Annotated in this window: 13 protein-coding genes; 5 read left to right on the plus strand and 8 right to left on the minus strand. The window is 75.0% G+C overall.

Annotated elements, in window-relative coordinates; translation table 11 throughout:
• Window positions 1-56: 56 nt before the first annotated feature.
• The 3 genes from ACIF6L_RS23240 to ACIF6L_RS23250 form a co-directional block, all read right to left on the minus strand.
• On the minus strand, window positions 57-2,489 hold the full coding sequence (locus tag ACIF6L_RS23240; protein WP_396486710.1) for a discoidin domain-containing protein: 2,433 nt from the start codon (window positions 2,487-2,489) through the stop codon (window positions 57-59).
• A gap of 287 nt (window positions 2,490-2,776) precedes the next feature.
• A complete protein-coding gene (locus tag ACIF6L_RS23245; protein WP_396486709.1) occupies window positions 2,777-3,664 on the minus strand; it encodes a M56 family metallopeptidase in 888 nt (295 codons plus the stop codon).
• On the minus strand, window positions 3,661-4,029 hold the full coding sequence (locus ACIF6L_RS23250) for a BlaI/MecI/CopY family transcriptional regulator (RefSeq protein ID WP_329492038.1): 369 nt from the start codon (window positions 4,027-4,029) through the stop codon (window positions 3,661-3,663). The genes ACIF6L_RS23245 and ACIF6L_RS23250 overlap by 4 nt, the downstream gene beginning before the upstream one ends.
• Before the next feature lie 262 nt (window positions 4,030-4,291).
• On the opposite strand from ACIF6L_RS23250, the gene ACIF6L_RS23255 reads away from it, so the two are divergent.
• Window positions 4,292-4,939, plus strand: a complete 648-nt coding sequence (locus tag ACIF6L_RS23255; RefSeq protein ID WP_396486754.1) for a YoaK family protein — start codon at window positions 4,292-4,294, stop codon at window positions 4,937-4,939.
• A gap of 131 nt (window positions 4,940-5,070) precedes the next feature.
• Here ACIF6L_RS23255 and ACIF6L_RS23260 read toward each other — a convergent pair whose 3' ends face one another.
• Window positions 5,071-5,739, minus strand: coding sequence for a hypothetical protein (locus tag ACIF6L_RS23260; protein ID WP_359808111.1), 669 nt, complete (start codon window positions 5,737-5,739; stop codon window positions 5,071-5,073).
• A gap of 449 nt (window positions 5,740-6,188) precedes the next feature.
• On the opposite strand from ACIF6L_RS23260, the gene ACIF6L_RS23265 reads away from it, so the two are divergent.
• The 3 genes from ACIF6L_RS23265 to ACIF6L_RS23275 are packed head-to-tail and all read left to right on the plus strand — an operon-like array spanning window position 6,189 to window position 9,621.
• The gene (locus tag ACIF6L_RS23265) at window positions 6,189-6,713 is read left to right on the plus strand and encodes a PadR family transcriptional regulator (protein ID WP_329486549.1); all 525 of its coding nucleotides are present in this window, start codon (window positions 6,189-6,191) and stop codon (window positions 6,711-6,713) included.
• Window positions 6,710-7,396, plus strand: a complete 687-nt coding sequence (locus tag ACIF6L_RS23270) for an ABC transporter ATP-binding protein (protein WP_329486548.1) — start codon at window positions 6,710-6,712, stop codon at window positions 7,394-7,396. Before ACIF6L_RS23265 ends, ACIF6L_RS23270 begins: the two co-directional genes overlap by 4 nt.
• Window positions 7,393-9,621, plus strand: coding sequence for an FtsX-like permease family protein (locus tag ACIF6L_RS23275; protein ID WP_396486708.1), 2,229 nt, complete (start codon window positions 7,393-7,395; stop codon window positions 9,619-9,621). Before ACIF6L_RS23270 ends, ACIF6L_RS23275 begins: the two co-directional genes overlap by 4 nt.
• A gap of 169 nt (window positions 9,622-9,790) precedes the next feature.
• Here the strand turns inward: ACIF6L_RS23275 and ACIF6L_RS23280 are convergent, their stop codons facing one another.
• Together ACIF6L_RS23280 and ACIF6L_RS23285 are read right to left on the minus strand one after the other, a co-directional pair.
• Complete coding sequence (locus ACIF6L_RS23280; RefSeq protein ID WP_352288668.1) at window positions 9,791-10,246, minus strand: NUDIX domain-containing protein; 456 nt, start codon at window positions 10,244-10,246, stop codon at window positions 9,791-9,793.
• Between the two features lie 54 nt (window positions 10,247-10,300).
• Complete coding sequence (locus tag ACIF6L_RS23285; RefSeq protein ID WP_396486707.1) at window positions 10,301-11,824, minus strand: SDR family NAD(P)-dependent oxidoreductase; 1,524 nt, start codon at window positions 11,822-11,824, stop codon at window positions 10,301-10,303.
• A gap of 285 nt (window positions 11,825-12,109) precedes the next feature.
• Here ACIF6L_RS23285 and ACIF6L_RS23290 point away from each other — a divergent pair, with 285 nt between their 5' ends.
• A complete protein-coding gene (locus ACIF6L_RS23290; RefSeq protein WP_329486545.1) occupies window positions 12,110-13,549 on the plus strand; it encodes a GuaB1 family IMP dehydrogenase-related protein in 1,440 nt (479 codons plus the stop codon).
• 45 nt (window positions 13,550-13,594) lie between these two features.
• Here ACIF6L_RS23290 and ACIF6L_RS23295 read toward each other — a convergent pair whose 3' ends face one another.
• Entirely contained in the window at window positions 13,595-14,458 is an 864-nt protein-coding gene (locus ACIF6L_RS23295; protein ID WP_396486706.1) for a DUF5995 family protein, read from the minus strand.
• Window positions 14,459-14,565: 107 nt separating this feature from the next.
• Window positions 14,566-14,961 (minus strand): DUF3224 domain-containing protein, encoded by a 396-nt coding sequence (locus tag ACIF6L_RS23300; protein WP_396486705.1) that lies wholly within the window; start codon window positions 14,959-14,961, stop codon window positions 14,566-14,568.
• Window positions 14,962-15,052: the final 91 nt, after the last annotated feature.

Raw genomic sequence — 15,052 nt, forward strand, 5'->3', positions numbered from 1 at the left:
GGGCAGGCCCCCGGAGACCGTGTCGGTCTCCGGGGGCCCGCGTCCGTGCCGGTCCGTCAGGGGCCGTACACCTGGAACTCGGAGAGCTGGCCGGCCGGCCAGCCGGTGTTGCCGGTGAAGGTGAGCCGCAGGTAGCGGGCGGTCGTCCCGGGCACCTGGACGGTGACGGTGTTCCCGGTGGCCGGGTCGAAGCGGTACCCGGCCGAGGGCTTGACCGTGCTCCAGGAGCCGCCGTCGGTGGAGGCCTGGACGGTCAGGGTCTGGGTCCGCGCCTCCCAGCCGGGCGGCAGGGTGAGCACCAGTCGGCCGACCGCGACGGGGCTGCCGAGGTCACCCGTGATCCACTGCGGGAAGGCGTTGTTGGCGCTCTCCCAGTAGCTGGCCCGGTCGCCGTCGTCGGCCCGCTGCGGGGGGTAGACGTCGGTGTAGCTGCTCGCCGCGATCGCCCTGCCGTGCAGCAGGTCCACCGTGCCGGGCGGCGTGGTCGGGGTGGGCGTGGTCGACGGCGTGGTCGACGGGGTGGGCGTGGGGGTGGGCGTGGTCGAGGGGCTCGGGGTGCCGGACGGGCTCGGGGTGCCCGGGCCGCCGCCGCCCGGCCGGCCGCCGTAGGTGAACTGCGGGGCCGGCCAGGTGCCGCCGCAGGTGGAGCCCGCCCAGCCGGAGTTGCCGCCGCCGTCGGTGATCCGGAAGCCGGCGCCGACGCAGTTGTGGGTCGGGGTGGCGGACTGGGCGATGTTGCGGGCCTTCACACCGGTGAACCGCATCGTCGACTCGGCCTGCGCCTGGATGGCGTAGGTACCCGCGCCGTCGATGGTCACGCCGGTGAAGGCGATCCCGCTGGACGAGCCCTCGATGGTCTGGATCGCCTCGTAGGAGCTGTCCAGGATGTCGGTGTCGCCGATGGTGATCGCGGCGCCGCTGATCGGCTCGTTGAGGCCGCTGAACCAGACCGCCCCGACGCCGAAGTTCCAGTTGTAGTCGCTGTTCCCGGTCCGGATCAGGGTGTTCCGGAGCGCGTTGACGGTGCCCGCGACGGCGGTCCCCCAGCCCGAGCCGACCCCCGGGTACCGGTTGGCGATGTGCAGGCCGCCGCCGTTGCTGACGGTGTCCGCCATCACGTTGTCGGAGATCGTGAAGTCCCGGCCCCCGTACGTCACGATGTTGTTGGCCAGCACGGGGACGACCACGGTGTTGTGGGTGAAGCTGTCGCCCACGTTGGGGACGCGCTCCGGCCAGGAGGCGAGGCCGTCGTCACCGGTGTTGCGGACGAAGGTGTTGGTCACCGTCGAGTTCGTCACCCCGGTGTGGAAGTTCACGCCGTCCGCGGTCTGGTCCAGGATGCGGCTGTTCCGGATGGTGAACCGGTCCATCGGACCGTCCATCCAGGCGCCGACCTTGGTGTGCTGGATCCACAGGTTGTCCACGGTGGAGTCGCTCATCGCCCCGCCGAGCGCGTTCACCTGGTCGTCGTCGACCCGCTCGCGGATGTCGCCGATGACGGCGAAGTCCCGGAGGGTGACGTTCCGGCTCGGTCCGTTGGCCTCCTGCGGCCGGACCGCCCCGCCGTAGCCGCCGCCCGCCACGTACTTGCCGTAGATCCCGGCGGCCCGGTTGCGGTTGACCGGGTCGCGGCCGCCGAGCACGCTGTACCAGGGCCCGGCCCCGGCCAGGGTGACGCCGTCCACCACCACGTGGTCGTACAGCGTGTAGCTGCCCGGCGGGATGTAGACCGTCCGGCCCTGGGCCCGGCCGGCGTCGACCGCGCTCTGGAACCGCGCGGTGTTGTCGCCGGCCCCGGTCGGGTCGGCGCCGAAGTCCGCCACCACGTCGATCGCCCCGGCGGGCTTGCCGATCGGCGCGCCGACCTGCTCGAAGTCGGCCAGGTCGACGGTGAAGGCCGGGGACTGCGCGGTCGAGGACACCTGCAGCCGGATCTTCGTGCCGGCGGGCAGCGAGGAGCCGAACATGGTCCGGGTCTCGTCGTAGAAGTGGTGCGGGTCGGTGTCCCCGGGGTTGTTGTTGAAGGGGTAACCCCCGTAGTACCAGCCGTACTTCGAGGTGACCGGGACGGACTTCAGCTTCGACCCGTTGACCAGGAGGTCGATCGAGGTGTCCCGGCCCCGGCCGTCCGCGCTGTCCGGCAGGCTGTAGCGGAAGCTCATCGCGTCGGCCGGGGCGGTCAGCGTGAACTCGACGTACTGGCCGGTCGCGGACAGCGTGACGGCCTGGCGGCCGGAGGCCTCCGAGGGGAGTGTGCCGTAGCGGCGCTCGGGGCCGATCACCGTGCCGTTGGTGGCCGCGAACTCGGCCTCCTGCTCCTTGAACTTCACGGCGGCGCCCCGGCCGGGGACGTCCAGCGGCGAGAGGGTCGGCACGGCCGCGGCGTGCGCGGGCTGGGTGGTGACGGTGAGCAGGGCGGCCGCGGAGAGGGCGGCGGCGGTCAGCGCGGCGAGCGGTGCGCGCAGCCGGCGGAAGGCGGGAGGTGGCATGGGCGACGTCCTCACTGGCGTGGGTGGGAGGCCGAGCGAGGGGAACACTAGGGGCGCCTCTGCATGAAGTCCATGGATATGCGCAAAATATTGACAGTCACTCCGCAAGAAGGGAGCGGTGGGGACCGAGCATGCCGCGGGGAGCGCCCGACCGATGATCCGGCAGGCACGCCCGGAGCAGGTCACTACCACCGCGTCGCCGGCCCCGGCCCGACGCACTCCCGCCCCGCCACTCCCGCCCCGCCGGCCGCACCCGGACACGGCCGGATCGCTCCGGCCCCGGGGCCCTACGGGTGCTGCGCGCAGGCCAGCAGGTAGGGGAGCAGGGGGGCGGAGGCCGCGCCGACGCGGCAGACGGAGACCCAGGGGCGGGGCGTGACCTCGGGTCGGCCCAGGCGCTGGACGCGGGCGAGGACGCCGGTGGCGGCCGCCGTGAACGCGGGCCCGCCGGCCGGGCCGGCCGTGGCCAGCAGGCAGAGGGCGGAGGCCAGTTCGGAGCGCGTCGCGGTCGCCAGCGCGGCGTCGTCGGCGGCCATCTCCAGCAGCAGCGCCACCTCCGCCCGGCCGGTGCGGGCCAGCGGCAGCCGGCCGAGGGGCAGGGCGAAGGTGTCCACCGCGAGCCGCGCCAGGTGGTGGCGCCCCCGGATGTGCCCGCGCTCGTGCGCGACCGCGGCGGCCAGCCGGCGCTCGTCGAGCAGCTCCACCGCGCCGCGCGACACCACCACCCGGGCCCGGCGGCCGGGCAGGCAGTAGACGGCCGGCCGGGCGTCGTCGAGCACCAGCACGCGGTGGTGCCGGTCGGGGACCGCGACCACGTCCAGCACCGCCCGGTGCCGGCTCCGCAGCCGCGCGGCCCGCGTCCCGAGGGCCACGGCGACCCCGCCCAGGGCGAGCGCCACCGCGGCCGGCGCCCACCAGCCGTGCGCGTGCGGGTCGGTGGCCGGACCGGCCTCGACGTGCGGGAGCAGTCCGGCCAGCCCGGCCGGCCGGTGGCCGAGCGTCGCCGCCAGGTGGTGCGCCGCGAGCAGCAGCGCGGTCCCGAAGGAGGCCATCAGTGCCAGCCAGACCGCGACGCCCGCCGCCGGCCGGGCCTGGAGTCGGCGCGAACCGGCCAGCCACCGGGGGAGGACGGCGCCGACCAGGACGAGGTGGAGCGCCAGCAGCGCGAGCGTCACGGGGTGTCCCGCTCCTTCACCTGCTCCAGGGCCGCCAGCAGGGCCGAGGCCTCGTCCCCGCTCATCCGGTCGACGAAGTGCAGCAGGGCCCCGGCCCGGTCGGAGGTGGTCTCCAGTGCCTGGTGCATCAGTTGGGCGGTGTACGCCTCGCGGGTGCAGGTCGGCTCGTACACCCACGCCCGGCCGACCTTCTCCCGGCGCAGCCACCCCTTGGTGTGCAGGATGTCGGCCACGGTGGTGACGGTGGTGTAGGCGAGCGGCCGCCGCAGCAGCAGGTCGTCGACGATCTCGCGGGCGGTGGCCGCCCGGCCCCAGGACCAGAGCCGGTCCATGATCTCGGCCTCCAGATCGCCGAACCCGCGCAGCACCGCCCGAACGCCCCTTCCATCCGCACCCGGCCGCCCTGCCCGGCCGCCCACCGGCCCATCGTACGGGCGGCGGCCGAGGTGCCCGTCCGGCGCTCTCCCGGTGGGCGCGGTGGAGCCGTTCGGGCACCGGCGGGGGTCCCGGCGTGCCCCGGGCGGGCGGACGGGCGTAGAACGGACGGAGCGCCGGAGCCCACCGGAGCGCGCGAACCGGAGGAGGACAGCTGTGTGGAGCGACCCCCGGCACGGCCCGCTGGTGCCGATGCTGCTGTTGCTCACCGTCGTCACCGGACTGGTGGACGCGGTGAGCTACCTCGCCCTCGGGCATGTCTTCGTCGCCAACATGACGGGCAACGTGGTCTTCCTGGGCTTCGCCCTGGCGGGCGCGGCCGGGTTCTCCGCCACCGCCTCGCTCACCGCGCTGGGCGCGTTCCTGGCGGGCGCGCTCGCCGGTGGCCGGCTCAGCGAACGCCTGCCCGGCCACCGAGGCCGGCTGCTGGTCGTCTCCGCCGCCGCCCAGGCGGTGCTGCTGGCCCTCGGCACCGCCCTTGCGGCGCTGGCCGGCCACACCGGTGAGCCCGCGCGCTACGCGCTGACCGGTCTGCTCGGGTTCGCGATGGGGCTGCAGAACGCCGTCGTCCGCTCCCTCAAGGTGCCCGACCTCACCACCACCGTGCTCACCATGACCCTGACCGGCCTGGCCGCCGACCTGGCCGGGGTCCGCCGCTTCGCCTCGGCGGTCTGGATGTTCGGCGGCGCCGTCCTGGGCGCCGCGCTGGTCCTGAACGCCGATGTGCCGATCGCCCTCGCTCTGGCGCTGGCCCTCCTGGTGGCCGTCGCCGTGCTCACCCACCGGGCGTCCGCCGGCCTCCCCGCCCCGGCCTGGACCGGGTGGGACGGCGGGTCCTGAGGCGCCGACGGGCGGGCGGAGGGCCCGGACCCGGACCCGGACCCGGACCCGGACCCGGACCCGGACCCGGAGCCGGTCCGGGCGGCGGACTTCGGCGGCCGCCCGGCCGGCCCGGCGCCCCCCGGCCGGGGTCAGTCGCCCTGCGCCCCGTCGGGGCTGTGGCTCGCGCGGCCGCTCCAGAGCGGTTCGAGCCTGCTCCAGGACCGCTGCCAGGCGAGGTCGGCCCGCCGGTCGAGGGTCCGCAGGCGCAGGGCGAGGGCGGCCACGACGCCCGCGCCGACGACGGTGAAGCCCGCGAGGCCCACGCAGACCGCCTCGATCGCCACGCCCGCCCGGGTGGTCGGGGGATCGGTGACCAGACCGGCCTCGTCCACCCAGACGGGGACGGTGGTTCCGACCACGGCGGTCCGGTGCACCTCGATGGTGCCGGTGCGCCACTGCCCGTTCGGCGCGGTCCAGGTGGCCTCGGCGGCCACCCTGCCCTGGTAGCCGCCCGCCGAGCGGCTTCCCACGGCGGCTCCGTGCCGGTCGGTGGAGAGCACGATGGCGTCGACCCGGCGCAGCCGTGCCAGGTCCGCGTCGGCGTCCCGCCCGACGGTCCGGTAGCCGAGCAGCGCGCCGACGACGGCGGCGGTCAGGGCGAGCAGGATCGCCAGCGCGGCCGTGCACCAGGCCCGGCCGCGGGACCGGTCCAGCGGCCGGACCAGGGGGGAGCGGTGGCTGCCGAGGGCCTGCCGCAGCTGCCGTCCGGCCCGCCGCGGGAGCGACGCGGGCCGGACCGGGCCGGAGGTGCTGGACACGATGCGTGCTCCTCGGGTGGTAGGTCGCAGCGGCGCTCGGGCGCCCGGCCGGGGTCGTCCGCCGGGCTCCGGCTCTCAATCTCCCTCCGCTCCGGCCGCGGCACAAGAGTCGTGCGCCCTCGTACCGCGGCGCCCGCCCGCCGACCGGCCGTCAGGACCGGGGCCCGCCGCGCGACCGGGACGTTCGGCCCTCGGCGCCGGAGGGGTGCCCGGGGCAGGCTGGTGGGTGCCGCGTCCGAGAGGTGTCGGGACGCGGTCGGCCCGGCCCGCTGTGGGGGCAGGTCGGGCCGCCGGTGTGGCGCGGGAGGCGGTGTGGGGCCGCCTCCCCCTCCCCGCCCCGCCGGTTCCCGGGAGGCCGATTCCCTCCGACGGATCAGCGTCTTCGCAGCTCGGAGCCGTATTCTCGCCAGCTATACACTCGGAGTATACGTCGGGTGTACGGTCCTCTCATGAGTGTTCCCCTGACCCTTCTCGGGCTGCTGGAGCGAGAGCCGAGCCATGGCTACGACCTCAAGCGCGACTACGACACCTTCTTCGGCCGGGGCAAGCCCCTGCCCTACGGCCAGGTCTACGCCACGCTCGGCCGACTGGCCCGGGACGGCAAGGTGGTGCCCGGCGAGGCCGAGCCCGGCGACGGCCCCGAGCGCAAGCGCTACGTGATCACCGAGGCCGGTGTGACGGAGTTCGAGCACTGGCTCACCGAGCCCGTCGCGCCCGAGCCCAGCCTGCAGACGGTGCTCTTCACCAAGGTGGTGCTGGCCCTGATGCTCGGCCGCGACGCCGAGGTCTACCTCGACACCCAGCGCGCCGCCCACCTTCGGCGGATGCGCGAACTCACCGAGCTGCGCCGGGGCGGCGAGCTGGTCGACGCCCTGCTCGCCGACCACGGGCTGTTCCACCTGGAGGCCGATCTGCGCTGGATCGACCTGACCACCGCCCGCCTGGACGCGCTCGCCGAGGCGGTGCGGTCATGACGCCGCTGATCGAGGCCCGCGACATCACGCTCGCCTACGGCGAGACCCCGGCCCTGCGCGGCGCGAGCCTGGCCGTCGGCGCCGGTGAGGTGCTCGCGATCATGGGCCCCAGCGGCTCCGGCAAGTCGACGCTGCTGCACTGCCTGGCCGGCATCCTCACCCCGTCCTCCGGCGAGGTCCTGTTCGACGGGCAGCGGATCGACACCATGAACGAGGCCGGGCGCAGCGCCCTGCGGCGCGACCGGTTCGGCTTCGTCTTCCAGTTCGGCCAGCTCGTCCCCGAGTTGACCGCCGAGGAGAACGTCGCGCTGCCGCTGCTGCTGAGCGGCACCCGGCGGGCGGCGGCGCTGGCCGAGGCCCGGCCCTGGTTCGCCCGGCTGGGGCTGGACGGCCTGGGGAAGCGCCGCTCCGGTGAGCTGTCGGGCGGTCAGGCGCAGCGCGTGGCGCTTGCCCGCGGCCTGGTGGCGCGCCCCCGGGTGCTGTTCGCCGACGAGCCGACCGGCGCGCTGGACTCGCTGACCGGTGAGCAGGTGATGGAGCTGATGGTCGGCGCGGCCCGCGAGCAGGGCACCACCGTCATCCTGGTCACCCACGAGCCCCGGGTCGCCGCCTACGCCGACCGCGAGGCGATCGTGCGCGACGGCCGGGCCACCTCGCTCTCGGCGGACCCGGTGGGCCGATGATCGCCTTCGCGCTGCGCCTCGCCGTCAGCGGCGGGCGGGAGGCCCTGGCCCGGCTTGCCGTCATCGCCGCCGCCGTGGCGATCGGCGTCGGTCTGCTGCTCTCCACGCTGGCGAGCATCAACGCCGTCGGCCAGGCCAACGACCGGGCCGTGTGGACCAACACCGGCGCGGCGAGCCGGACCGAGACGGCCCCCGTGGACCCGCTCTGGTGGTGGGCCCACGGGGACTACTACGACGGCGAGCAGATCCTGCGGGTCGACGTCGCCGCCACCGGGCCGACGGCGCCCGTCCCGCCGGGGCTCGACGCGGTGCCCGCGCCCGGGGAGTACTACGTCTCGCCCGCGCTGGCCGAACTGCTGCGCAGGACCCCGGCCGGCGAGCTGGGCGACCGCTTCCCCGGCCGGCTGGCCGGCATCCTCGGCGACGCGGCGCTGCCCTCCCCGGACTCGCTGTTCGTGGTCGCGGGCCGGACGGCGGCGGAGATCTCGACCGTGCCGGGGGCGCGGGAGGTCACCACCATCGCCACCGCCCTGCCGCCCAGCTGCGACAACGACTGCCCGGGGCCGGGCACGCGCGGCGACGCCATGACGCTGATCCTCTCGGTCGTGGCCGGGGCGCTGATCTTCCCGGTGGTCGTCTTCATCGGCACCGCCACCCGGCTCTCCGCCGCCACCCGCGAGCAGCGCTACGCGGCGATGCGGCTGGTCGGCGCCACCCCGGGGCAGATCTCGCTGATCTCGGCGGTCGAGTCCACGGTGGCCGCCGCCGTCGGCACGGTCCTCGGTTTCGGCCTCCACCTGGCGCTGCGCCCGCTGGTGGCGACCGTCCCGTTCACCGGTGACCGGTTCTTCCTCGACGACCTGACGCTCACCCCGCTCCAGGCGGTGGCGGTGGCCGTCGGCGTTCCGGTGGCGGCGGCGGTCGCGGCCCGGCTGGCGCTGCGTCGGGTCACCGTCTCCCCGCTGGGGGTCACCCGCCGGGTCACCCCCAGGCCGCCGACCCACTGGCGGCTGGTCCCGCTGCTGGCCGGCCTCGCCGAGCTCGGCTTCTTCGTGAACCGCCGCCCGGACACCACCGACCAGCAGACGGCGGCCTATCTGACCGGCTTCCTGCTGATCATGCTCGGGCTGGTGGTCGCCGGGCCCTGGCTCACCATGGTCGCGGCCCGGGCCGTCGCCGCCCGCACCAGCCGCCCGGCCACACTGATCGCGGTGCGGCGGCTCGCGGACGACCCCAGGACCGGGTTTCGCTCGGTCGCCGGGCTCGTCCTCGCCCTCTTCGTCACCACGGCCACGGTCTGCATCATCGGCACCATCAACGAGAACCGCGGTGCGCTCAGCGGGGATCCGCAGACCCGGGTCGTGGTGGAGCACGGCGCGATGGTCGACGAGCCGCCGATGACGGACGCGCTGCCGGAGCGACTGCTGGCGGACCTCCGGGCGGTGCCGGGGTTCCGGGGCCTCACGGTGGGCCACGACAACCCGCGGGCGCTCGGCGCCGAGCCGGGCGAGCGGCCCGGCTTCTCCCCGAGCCTGGTGCTCTGCGACGACCTCGCGCAGACCCCGGTGGCCGGCCACTGCCCGGCCGGTGCGAGCGTCGCGGGTGTCCCGCAGTGGGCCTTCCTGGACCTGAGGTCCAATGCCGCGCACGAGTGGCCGGCCGCGCCGGTCTCCGCCGAGGAGGCGGCCGCGCTCCCGGTGCGCAACGTCTACGTGTCCACCGACGGCTCCGTCGCGGCCATGGAGCGGACCCGCACCCTGCTGACCGAGGCGTACCCGCAGTACCGGGCGCGGACGGTCGGCGACTGGGGCTCCAGCCAGCAGAAGCAGCTGGCCGGCTGGCGGCAGCTGGCCAACGTGGTGCTGCTGACCACGCTGCCGATCGCCGGGTGCAGCCTCGCGGTCAGCGTGGTGGCGGGCCTCTCGGACCGCCGGCGCCCGTTCGCGATGCTGCGGCTCACCGGGGCGCCGCTCGGCCTGCTGCGACGGGTGGTTGGGCTGGAGAGCGCGCTGCCGCTGCTGGTGGTGTCGGTGATCGCGACCGGCACCGGGTTCGGGGCGGCGGCGATGTTCCTCACGTCGCAGATGCACTACGACCTGGTGTCACCGGGGGCGGTGTACTTCGCGCTGGTGGCGCTCGGGCTGGCGGCCTCGCTCGGGATCATCGCCTCGACGCTCCCGCTGCTGAGGCGGCTGACCGGCCCGGAGGCGGCCCGCAACGGCTGACCCGCCCTCAGTCGGCCCGCCCACGGCTCGGCCCGCCCACCGCCTGACCCGCTCACGGCCTGACCCGCTCACGGCCTGACCCGCTCACGGCCTGACCCGCTCACCGCCGAACTGCCCACCGCCGAACCCGCCCGCGGAAGGGCCGCCCGGGCCGCGGTGCCCCGTCGCCCTACCCGGCGACGGGGTACGCGTGCGTCCCGGCCCGGATCACCGGGGGGAGGTGTGGCAGCCAGCTGCCGAGGACCAGCGCCGACGGGTAGAACATCGGCTCGGGCAGCGCGTCGATCGCGACGCGCTCCCAACCCGCGCAGGCGTGCGGCTCGGTGACCAGGGCCGTGGCCAGGCTCGGCGGGGCGAGTACGGCCGCGGTCAGCCGGGGGCGGCCCAGCTCGTGGTCGAGCAGCACGGCGAGCACCCGCATCGCCGAGGCCGGCAGCACGATGCCGGTCTCCTCGGCGAGTTCGCGCGCCGCGGCCTGCTCGAAGGACTCGCCCGGGTCGTCCACCTTGCCGCCCGGCAGGCTCCAGGTGGGCGGCTCGCCGGCGGTGATCCGGTGGCCGAGCAACACCCGGCCGTCACCGGTGGGTACGATCACGCCGGCGCCGATCAGCGGTGCGGTGGTCAACTCGGTCCTCCTCGCGGGGTCTACCGGACGGCGGGGTCTACCGGGCGGCGGGGCCTACCAGGCGGCGCGGTCGAAGTCCTTCAGGAAGCAGCCGTAGAGGTCCTCGCCCTGCTCGCCGCGGACGATCGGGTCGTACACCCGGGCCGCGCCGTCGACCAGGTCGAGCGGGGCGTGGAAGCCCTCGTCGGCCAGCCGCATCTTGTCCGGGTGCGGGCGCTCGTCGGTGATCCAGCCGGTGTCGACGGCGGTCATCAGGATGCCGTCGGACTCGAACATCTCCTGCGCGCTGGTGCGGGTGAGCATGTTCAGCGCGGCCTTGGCCATGTTGGTGTGCGGGTGGCCGGCGCCCTTGTAGCCGCGGGCGAAGACGCCCTCCATCGCGGAGACGTTGACCACGTACTTGCGGCGGGACGCCGAGGCGGCCATCGCCGGGCGCAGCCGGCTGATCAGGATGAACGGCGCGGTGGAGTTGCAGAGCTGGACCTCCAGCAGCTCCACCGGGCCGACCTCGTTGACGGTCTGCACCCAGCTGTTGGTGGGCGCGAGGTCGGGCACCAGCCCGCCGGCGTCGATCGCGGTGCCGGCCTTGATCCGGGCGGGCGTGGCGGAGCCGGTGACCAGGGCGAGGGAGGTGACGTCCTCGGCGGAGATCCGCTCGCCGCCGCCGGTCGCCTGGGCGGGCAGCGCGGGCAGGTCCACGCTGCCGCTGCCGAAGCGGCCGATGGTGGTGGACTGCGGCAGCTCGCCGGCCGGCAGCGGCGCGGACTCGGCGTTGACCAGCTCGCGGTACGACTCCGGCGGACGGCGCACCGTCTGCGCGGCGTTGTTGATCAGGATGTCCAGCGGGCCGTCGGCGGCGACCTCGTCGGCCAGCGCCAGGACCTGGGCCGGGTCGCGCAGGTCGATGCCGACGATCTTCAGGCGGTGCAGCCAGTCGGCGCTGTCCGGCATCGCGGTGAAGCGGCGGATGGCGTCGTTGGGGAACCGGGTGGTGATGGTGGTGTGCGCGCCGTCGCGGAGCAGCATCAGCGCGATGTACATGCCGATCTTGGCCCGGCCGCCGGTGAGCAGCGCGCGCTTGCCGGTGAGGTCGGCGCGGGCGTCCCGGCGGGCGCGGTTCTTCACCGCGCAGGTCTGGCAGAGGTTGTGGTAGAACGCGTCCACCTCGACGTACCGCTGCTTGCAGGTGTAGCAGGAGCGCGGGCGCTCCAGGATGCCGGCGATCTCGGTGGTGGTGACGGTGGTCAGGCCGAACGCGCCGGCCGTCTCGTCGTCGATCCGGCTGGGCGCGCCGGTGGCGGTGCGGGCGGTGACCTCGCGGTCGTTCGCGGTCTTGCGGGCCCGGGTCTCCTGGCGGCGGCGCTGCTTGAGCGTGCGGAATATGCCGCCGACGGCCTGGCGGACGGTGATCGCGTCCGGGTGGTCGACGTGCAGCTGGTCCAGCTCGGCGATCACGTCCAGGCAGAGCCGCAGCCGCTCGGGGTCGAGGCCGGGACCGTAGTCGATCTCCTCCTCGGTGCTGACCTCCGTGCCGCCGCCCTGCTCGATGCCCTGCTCGATGTCCACGCCCGCCGTCATGATGCCCGCTGCCGCTTTCCTGGATTGCCTCGCCGTTACCGCGTGAATGCTACGGGAGCGGCCCTGGCCGGGGCGAAAAGGCGATCACTTGGAGGAAGCTCCAAGGAGGGGCCCGCGCTGCTGATCATGTGTTGTGCACTGTGCCAGCGATCGGGGTCGAACTGGCTTTTGCCCGCCCCGTACCGGAGAATCGAACGTTGGGTGCCGGGCGCCCGAGTGCGCCCGGCGGCCTCGCCGCAACCGCACCCGAGGTGTACCTTCTCCCAGCCAGAGAGCCCTTTCTTCATGCGCTTCCTGAACGACCTCAAGCCCTCGTACGACCTCACGTACGACGACGTCTTCATGGTCCCCAGCCGCTCCGCCGTGGGCTCCCGGCAGGGTGTCGACCTCTCCTCGAACGACGGCACCGGCACCACCATCCCGCTGGTGGTGGCCAACATGACCGCCATCGCCGGCCGCCGGATGGCCGAGACCGTGGCCCGCCGCGGCGGTCTGGTCGCCATCCCGCAGGACATCCCGACCGAGGTGATCGCCGACGTCATCGGCTGGGTCAAGCAGCGCCACCTGGTGCACGACACCGCCATCACGCTGGCCCCGGGCGCCACCGTCGCCGAGGCCCTCTCGCTGCTGCACAAGCGCGCCCACGGCGCGCTGGTCGTGGTCGAGGACGGCAAGCCGATCGGCGTGGTCACCGACTCCGACTGCCAGGGCGTCGACCGCTTCACCGGCCTCGCCGACGTGATGTCCCGCGACCTGCTGCTGCTGGAGGAGGGCATCGACCCGCGCGCCGCCTTCGACAAGCTCACCGAGGCGCACCGCAAGCTCGCGCCGGTGGTCGACGCCGACGGCCGCCTGGTCGGCATCCTGACCCGCAAGAACGCGCTGCGCGCCACCCTCTACACCCCGGCCGTCGACGCGCGGGGCCACCTGCGGGTCGCCGCCACCGTCGGCATCAACGGCGACGTGGCCGGCAAGGCCAAGGCGCTGATCGAGGCCGGCGCCGACGTGCTGGTGGTCGACACCGCGCACGGCCACCAGGAGTCCATGATCAGCGCGCTGCGCGCGGTGCGCGGGCTCGACCCGCGGATCCCGATCGTGGCCGGCAACGTGGTCTCCGCCGACGGTGTCCGCGACCTGGTCGAGGCGGGCGCCGACATTCTCAAGGTCGGTGTCGGCCCCGGCGCGATGTGCACCACCCGGATGATGACCGGCGTCGGCCGGCCGCAGTTCTCCGCCGTCCTGGAGTGCGCGGCCGAGGCCCGCCGGCTCGGCAAGCACGTCTGGGCCGACGGCGGCGTCCGCCACCCGCGCGACGTCGCGATGGCGCTGGCCGCCGGCGCGTCCAACGTGATGATCGGCTCCTGGTTCGCCGGGACGTACGAGTCCCCGGGCGACCTGCAGACCACCGCCGACGGCCGCCAGTACAAGGAGAGCTTCGGGATGGCCTCGGCGCGCGCGGTGAGCAACCGCACCTCGCAGGACTCCTCCTACGACCGCGCCCGCAAGGCGCTCTTCGAGGAGGGCATCTCGCACTCCCGGATGTTCGTCGACCCGGCCCGCCCGGGCGTCGAGGACCTCATCGACTCGATCGTCGCCGGGGTGCGCAGCTCCTGCACCTACGCGGGCGCCTCCAGCCTGGAGGAGTTCCACGAGAAGGCCGTGGTCGGCATCCAGAGCGCGGCCGGCTACGCCGAGGGCAAGCCGCTGCACTCCAGCTGGGCCTGATCGCGGCGGTCCGGACCGAGTAGGGATCAGGCGCCCGACGCACGGTCAACCGACGGCCGGCCGGTTCCTCGCCACGGGGAGCCGGCCGGCCGTCGGCCGCTCGGGAGCGGGCGGCCCGTCCGCCGGGGGTGCCGCGCCCCCGGCGCGGGGCCGGTCCGGGCCGAGCGGGGTGAGCAGGGCACGGCCGAGCAGGCCGACCGAGGTGTCCAGCGCGGCGGCGAGCGCCGCGGCGGCCGACGGCACGCCGCGCAGCTGCCAGAGCGCGCGGACGGTCGCCCAGGCCGCCTCGCGGGCGGTGTCGACCGACCAGGTGCCCAGCAGGTGCGTCAGCGGCTCGGCCCGCTCCAGGGCGTCCGGCCCGGGCATCAGCTGCTCCCGGACGGCCGTCTCCACCCCGGCCAGCAGGTCGTTGACCCGGTGGTAGTCCCCGGCGAGCCGCTCGGGCCCGCAGCCGAGCCGCCGGCAGGTGTCGAGCACGGCGAGCGGCAGGTCGTGCTGGATGTGGGCGTTCATCCCGGCCAGCGCGAACTGCAGCGGGTGCACGCCCCGGTGCGCCCGCAGGGCGAAGAGCGGCCGCCAGCAGGCCGGCACCGGCCGCCCGGCCGCCTCGGCGTCCAGGGCCAGCAGGTAGCGCCCGGCGAAGACCACGTCCAGCTCGGCCATCCCGGCCGGGTCGGCGAAGTACGGGCGGCCGGGGCGGTCCGGGGCACCGCGTGAGCGCTCCGGGCGCGCCAGCCGGCGGCGCATCGCGTCCGTGACGGTGAGGTACATCCGGTTGAACACCGCCACGCCGTCGTCCGGGGGCAGTCCGGCCCCGATCGCCCGCAGCCGGCCGAGCACCTCGTCGACCGTCCGGGTTGCCGGTGCCCCTGCTCCCGCCCCCGTCACCGAGGCCGCCGTACCGGGCATGCGTCACCCTCCGATGTCGATCGTGCACTGATCGCATCATCGTGACAGCGGCCCGGGTGAACGGTCGGGCGCCGCGCGGAGGCCGGGCCGGTGCGCGCCCGGTGCCGTCAGCCCAGCTCGTACTCCAGGGCGTAGGTGTGGCCGCCCTCGTCGTCCACCGACAGCTCGAAGGTGCCGGTGATCCCGGCCAGCTCGCCCACCCCGGTGCCCGCCACCACCCGGATGGCTAGCGGCTCGCCCTGGCTGCCGGGCGCCGCGTGCTGGAGCACGAACGAGCCCTTGCGCCCGTCCAGCTCGCCGGTGAACCGCTCCACCGCGACGTACGCGGCCGGTCCGCCCGCGCCGTCCAGCACGGAGAGCATCCGCACCACGCTGCTGCCGGTCAGGCCGCCCGTGAACTTCTTGGTGATCCGGATCCGGCCGAGCGTGGCGCCCGGCTGCTCGTCCGTCTCCTCCGGCTCGAAGGCGGTCAGCTGGAACGATCCGTGCGTGCTCCGGCCCATGGCACTGTCCCCTCGACGCCGCTGCTCGGCCGGCACCGCGCCGGTCGCGTCCACAGCCTGGCACGGGGGACCGACAACGGCCCGGACGGCG

Origin of the sequence: Kitasatospora sp. NPDC086009 (assembly GCF_044540385.1) — a bacterium.
Classification (GTDB): Bacteria; Actinomycetota; Actinomycetes; order Streptomycetales; family Streptomycetaceae; genus Kitasatospora.

What these genes read in the sequence shown, in the direction of transcription:
- ACIF6L_RS23240 (WP_396486710.1), bottom strand. Translation starts at nt 2,489, where the DNA reads ATGCCACCTCCCGCCTTCCGCCGGCTGCGCGCACCGCTCGCCGCGCTG.
- ACIF6L_RS23255 (WP_396486754.1), top strand. Translation starts at nt 4,292, where the DNA reads ATGCTGCTGTTGCTCACCGTCGTCACCGGACTGGTGGACGCGGTGAGC.
- ACIF6L_RS23265 (WP_329486549.1), top strand. Translation starts at nt 6,189, where the DNA reads ATGAGTGTTCCCCTGACCCTTCTCGGGCTGCTGGAGCGAGAGCCGAGC.
- ACIF6L_RS23270 (WP_329486548.1), top strand. Translation starts at nt 6,710, where the DNA reads ATGACGCCGCTGATCGAGGCCCGCGACATCACGCTCGCCTACGGCGAG.
- ACIF6L_RS23275 (WP_396486708.1), top strand. Translation starts at nt 7,393, where the DNA reads ATGATCGCCTTCGCGCTGCGCCTCGCCGTCAGCGGCGGGCGGGAGGCC.
- ACIF6L_RS23285 (WP_396486707.1), bottom strand. Translation starts at nt 11,824, where the DNA reads ATGACGGCGGGCGTGGACATCGAGCAGGGCATCGAGCAGGGCGGCGGC.
- ACIF6L_RS23290 (WP_329486545.1), top strand. Translation starts at nt 12,110, where the DNA reads ATGCGCTTCCTGAACGACCTCAAGCCCTCGTACGACCTCACGTACGAC.
- ACIF6L_RS23295 (WP_396486706.1), bottom strand. Translation starts at nt 14,458, where the DNA reads ATGCCCGGTACGGCGGCCTCGGTGACGGGGGCGGGAGCAGGGGCACCG.
- ACIF6L_RS23300 (WP_396486705.1), bottom strand. Translation starts at nt 14,961, where the DNA reads ATGGGCCGGAGCACGCACGGATCGTTCCAGCTGACCGCCTTCGAGCCG.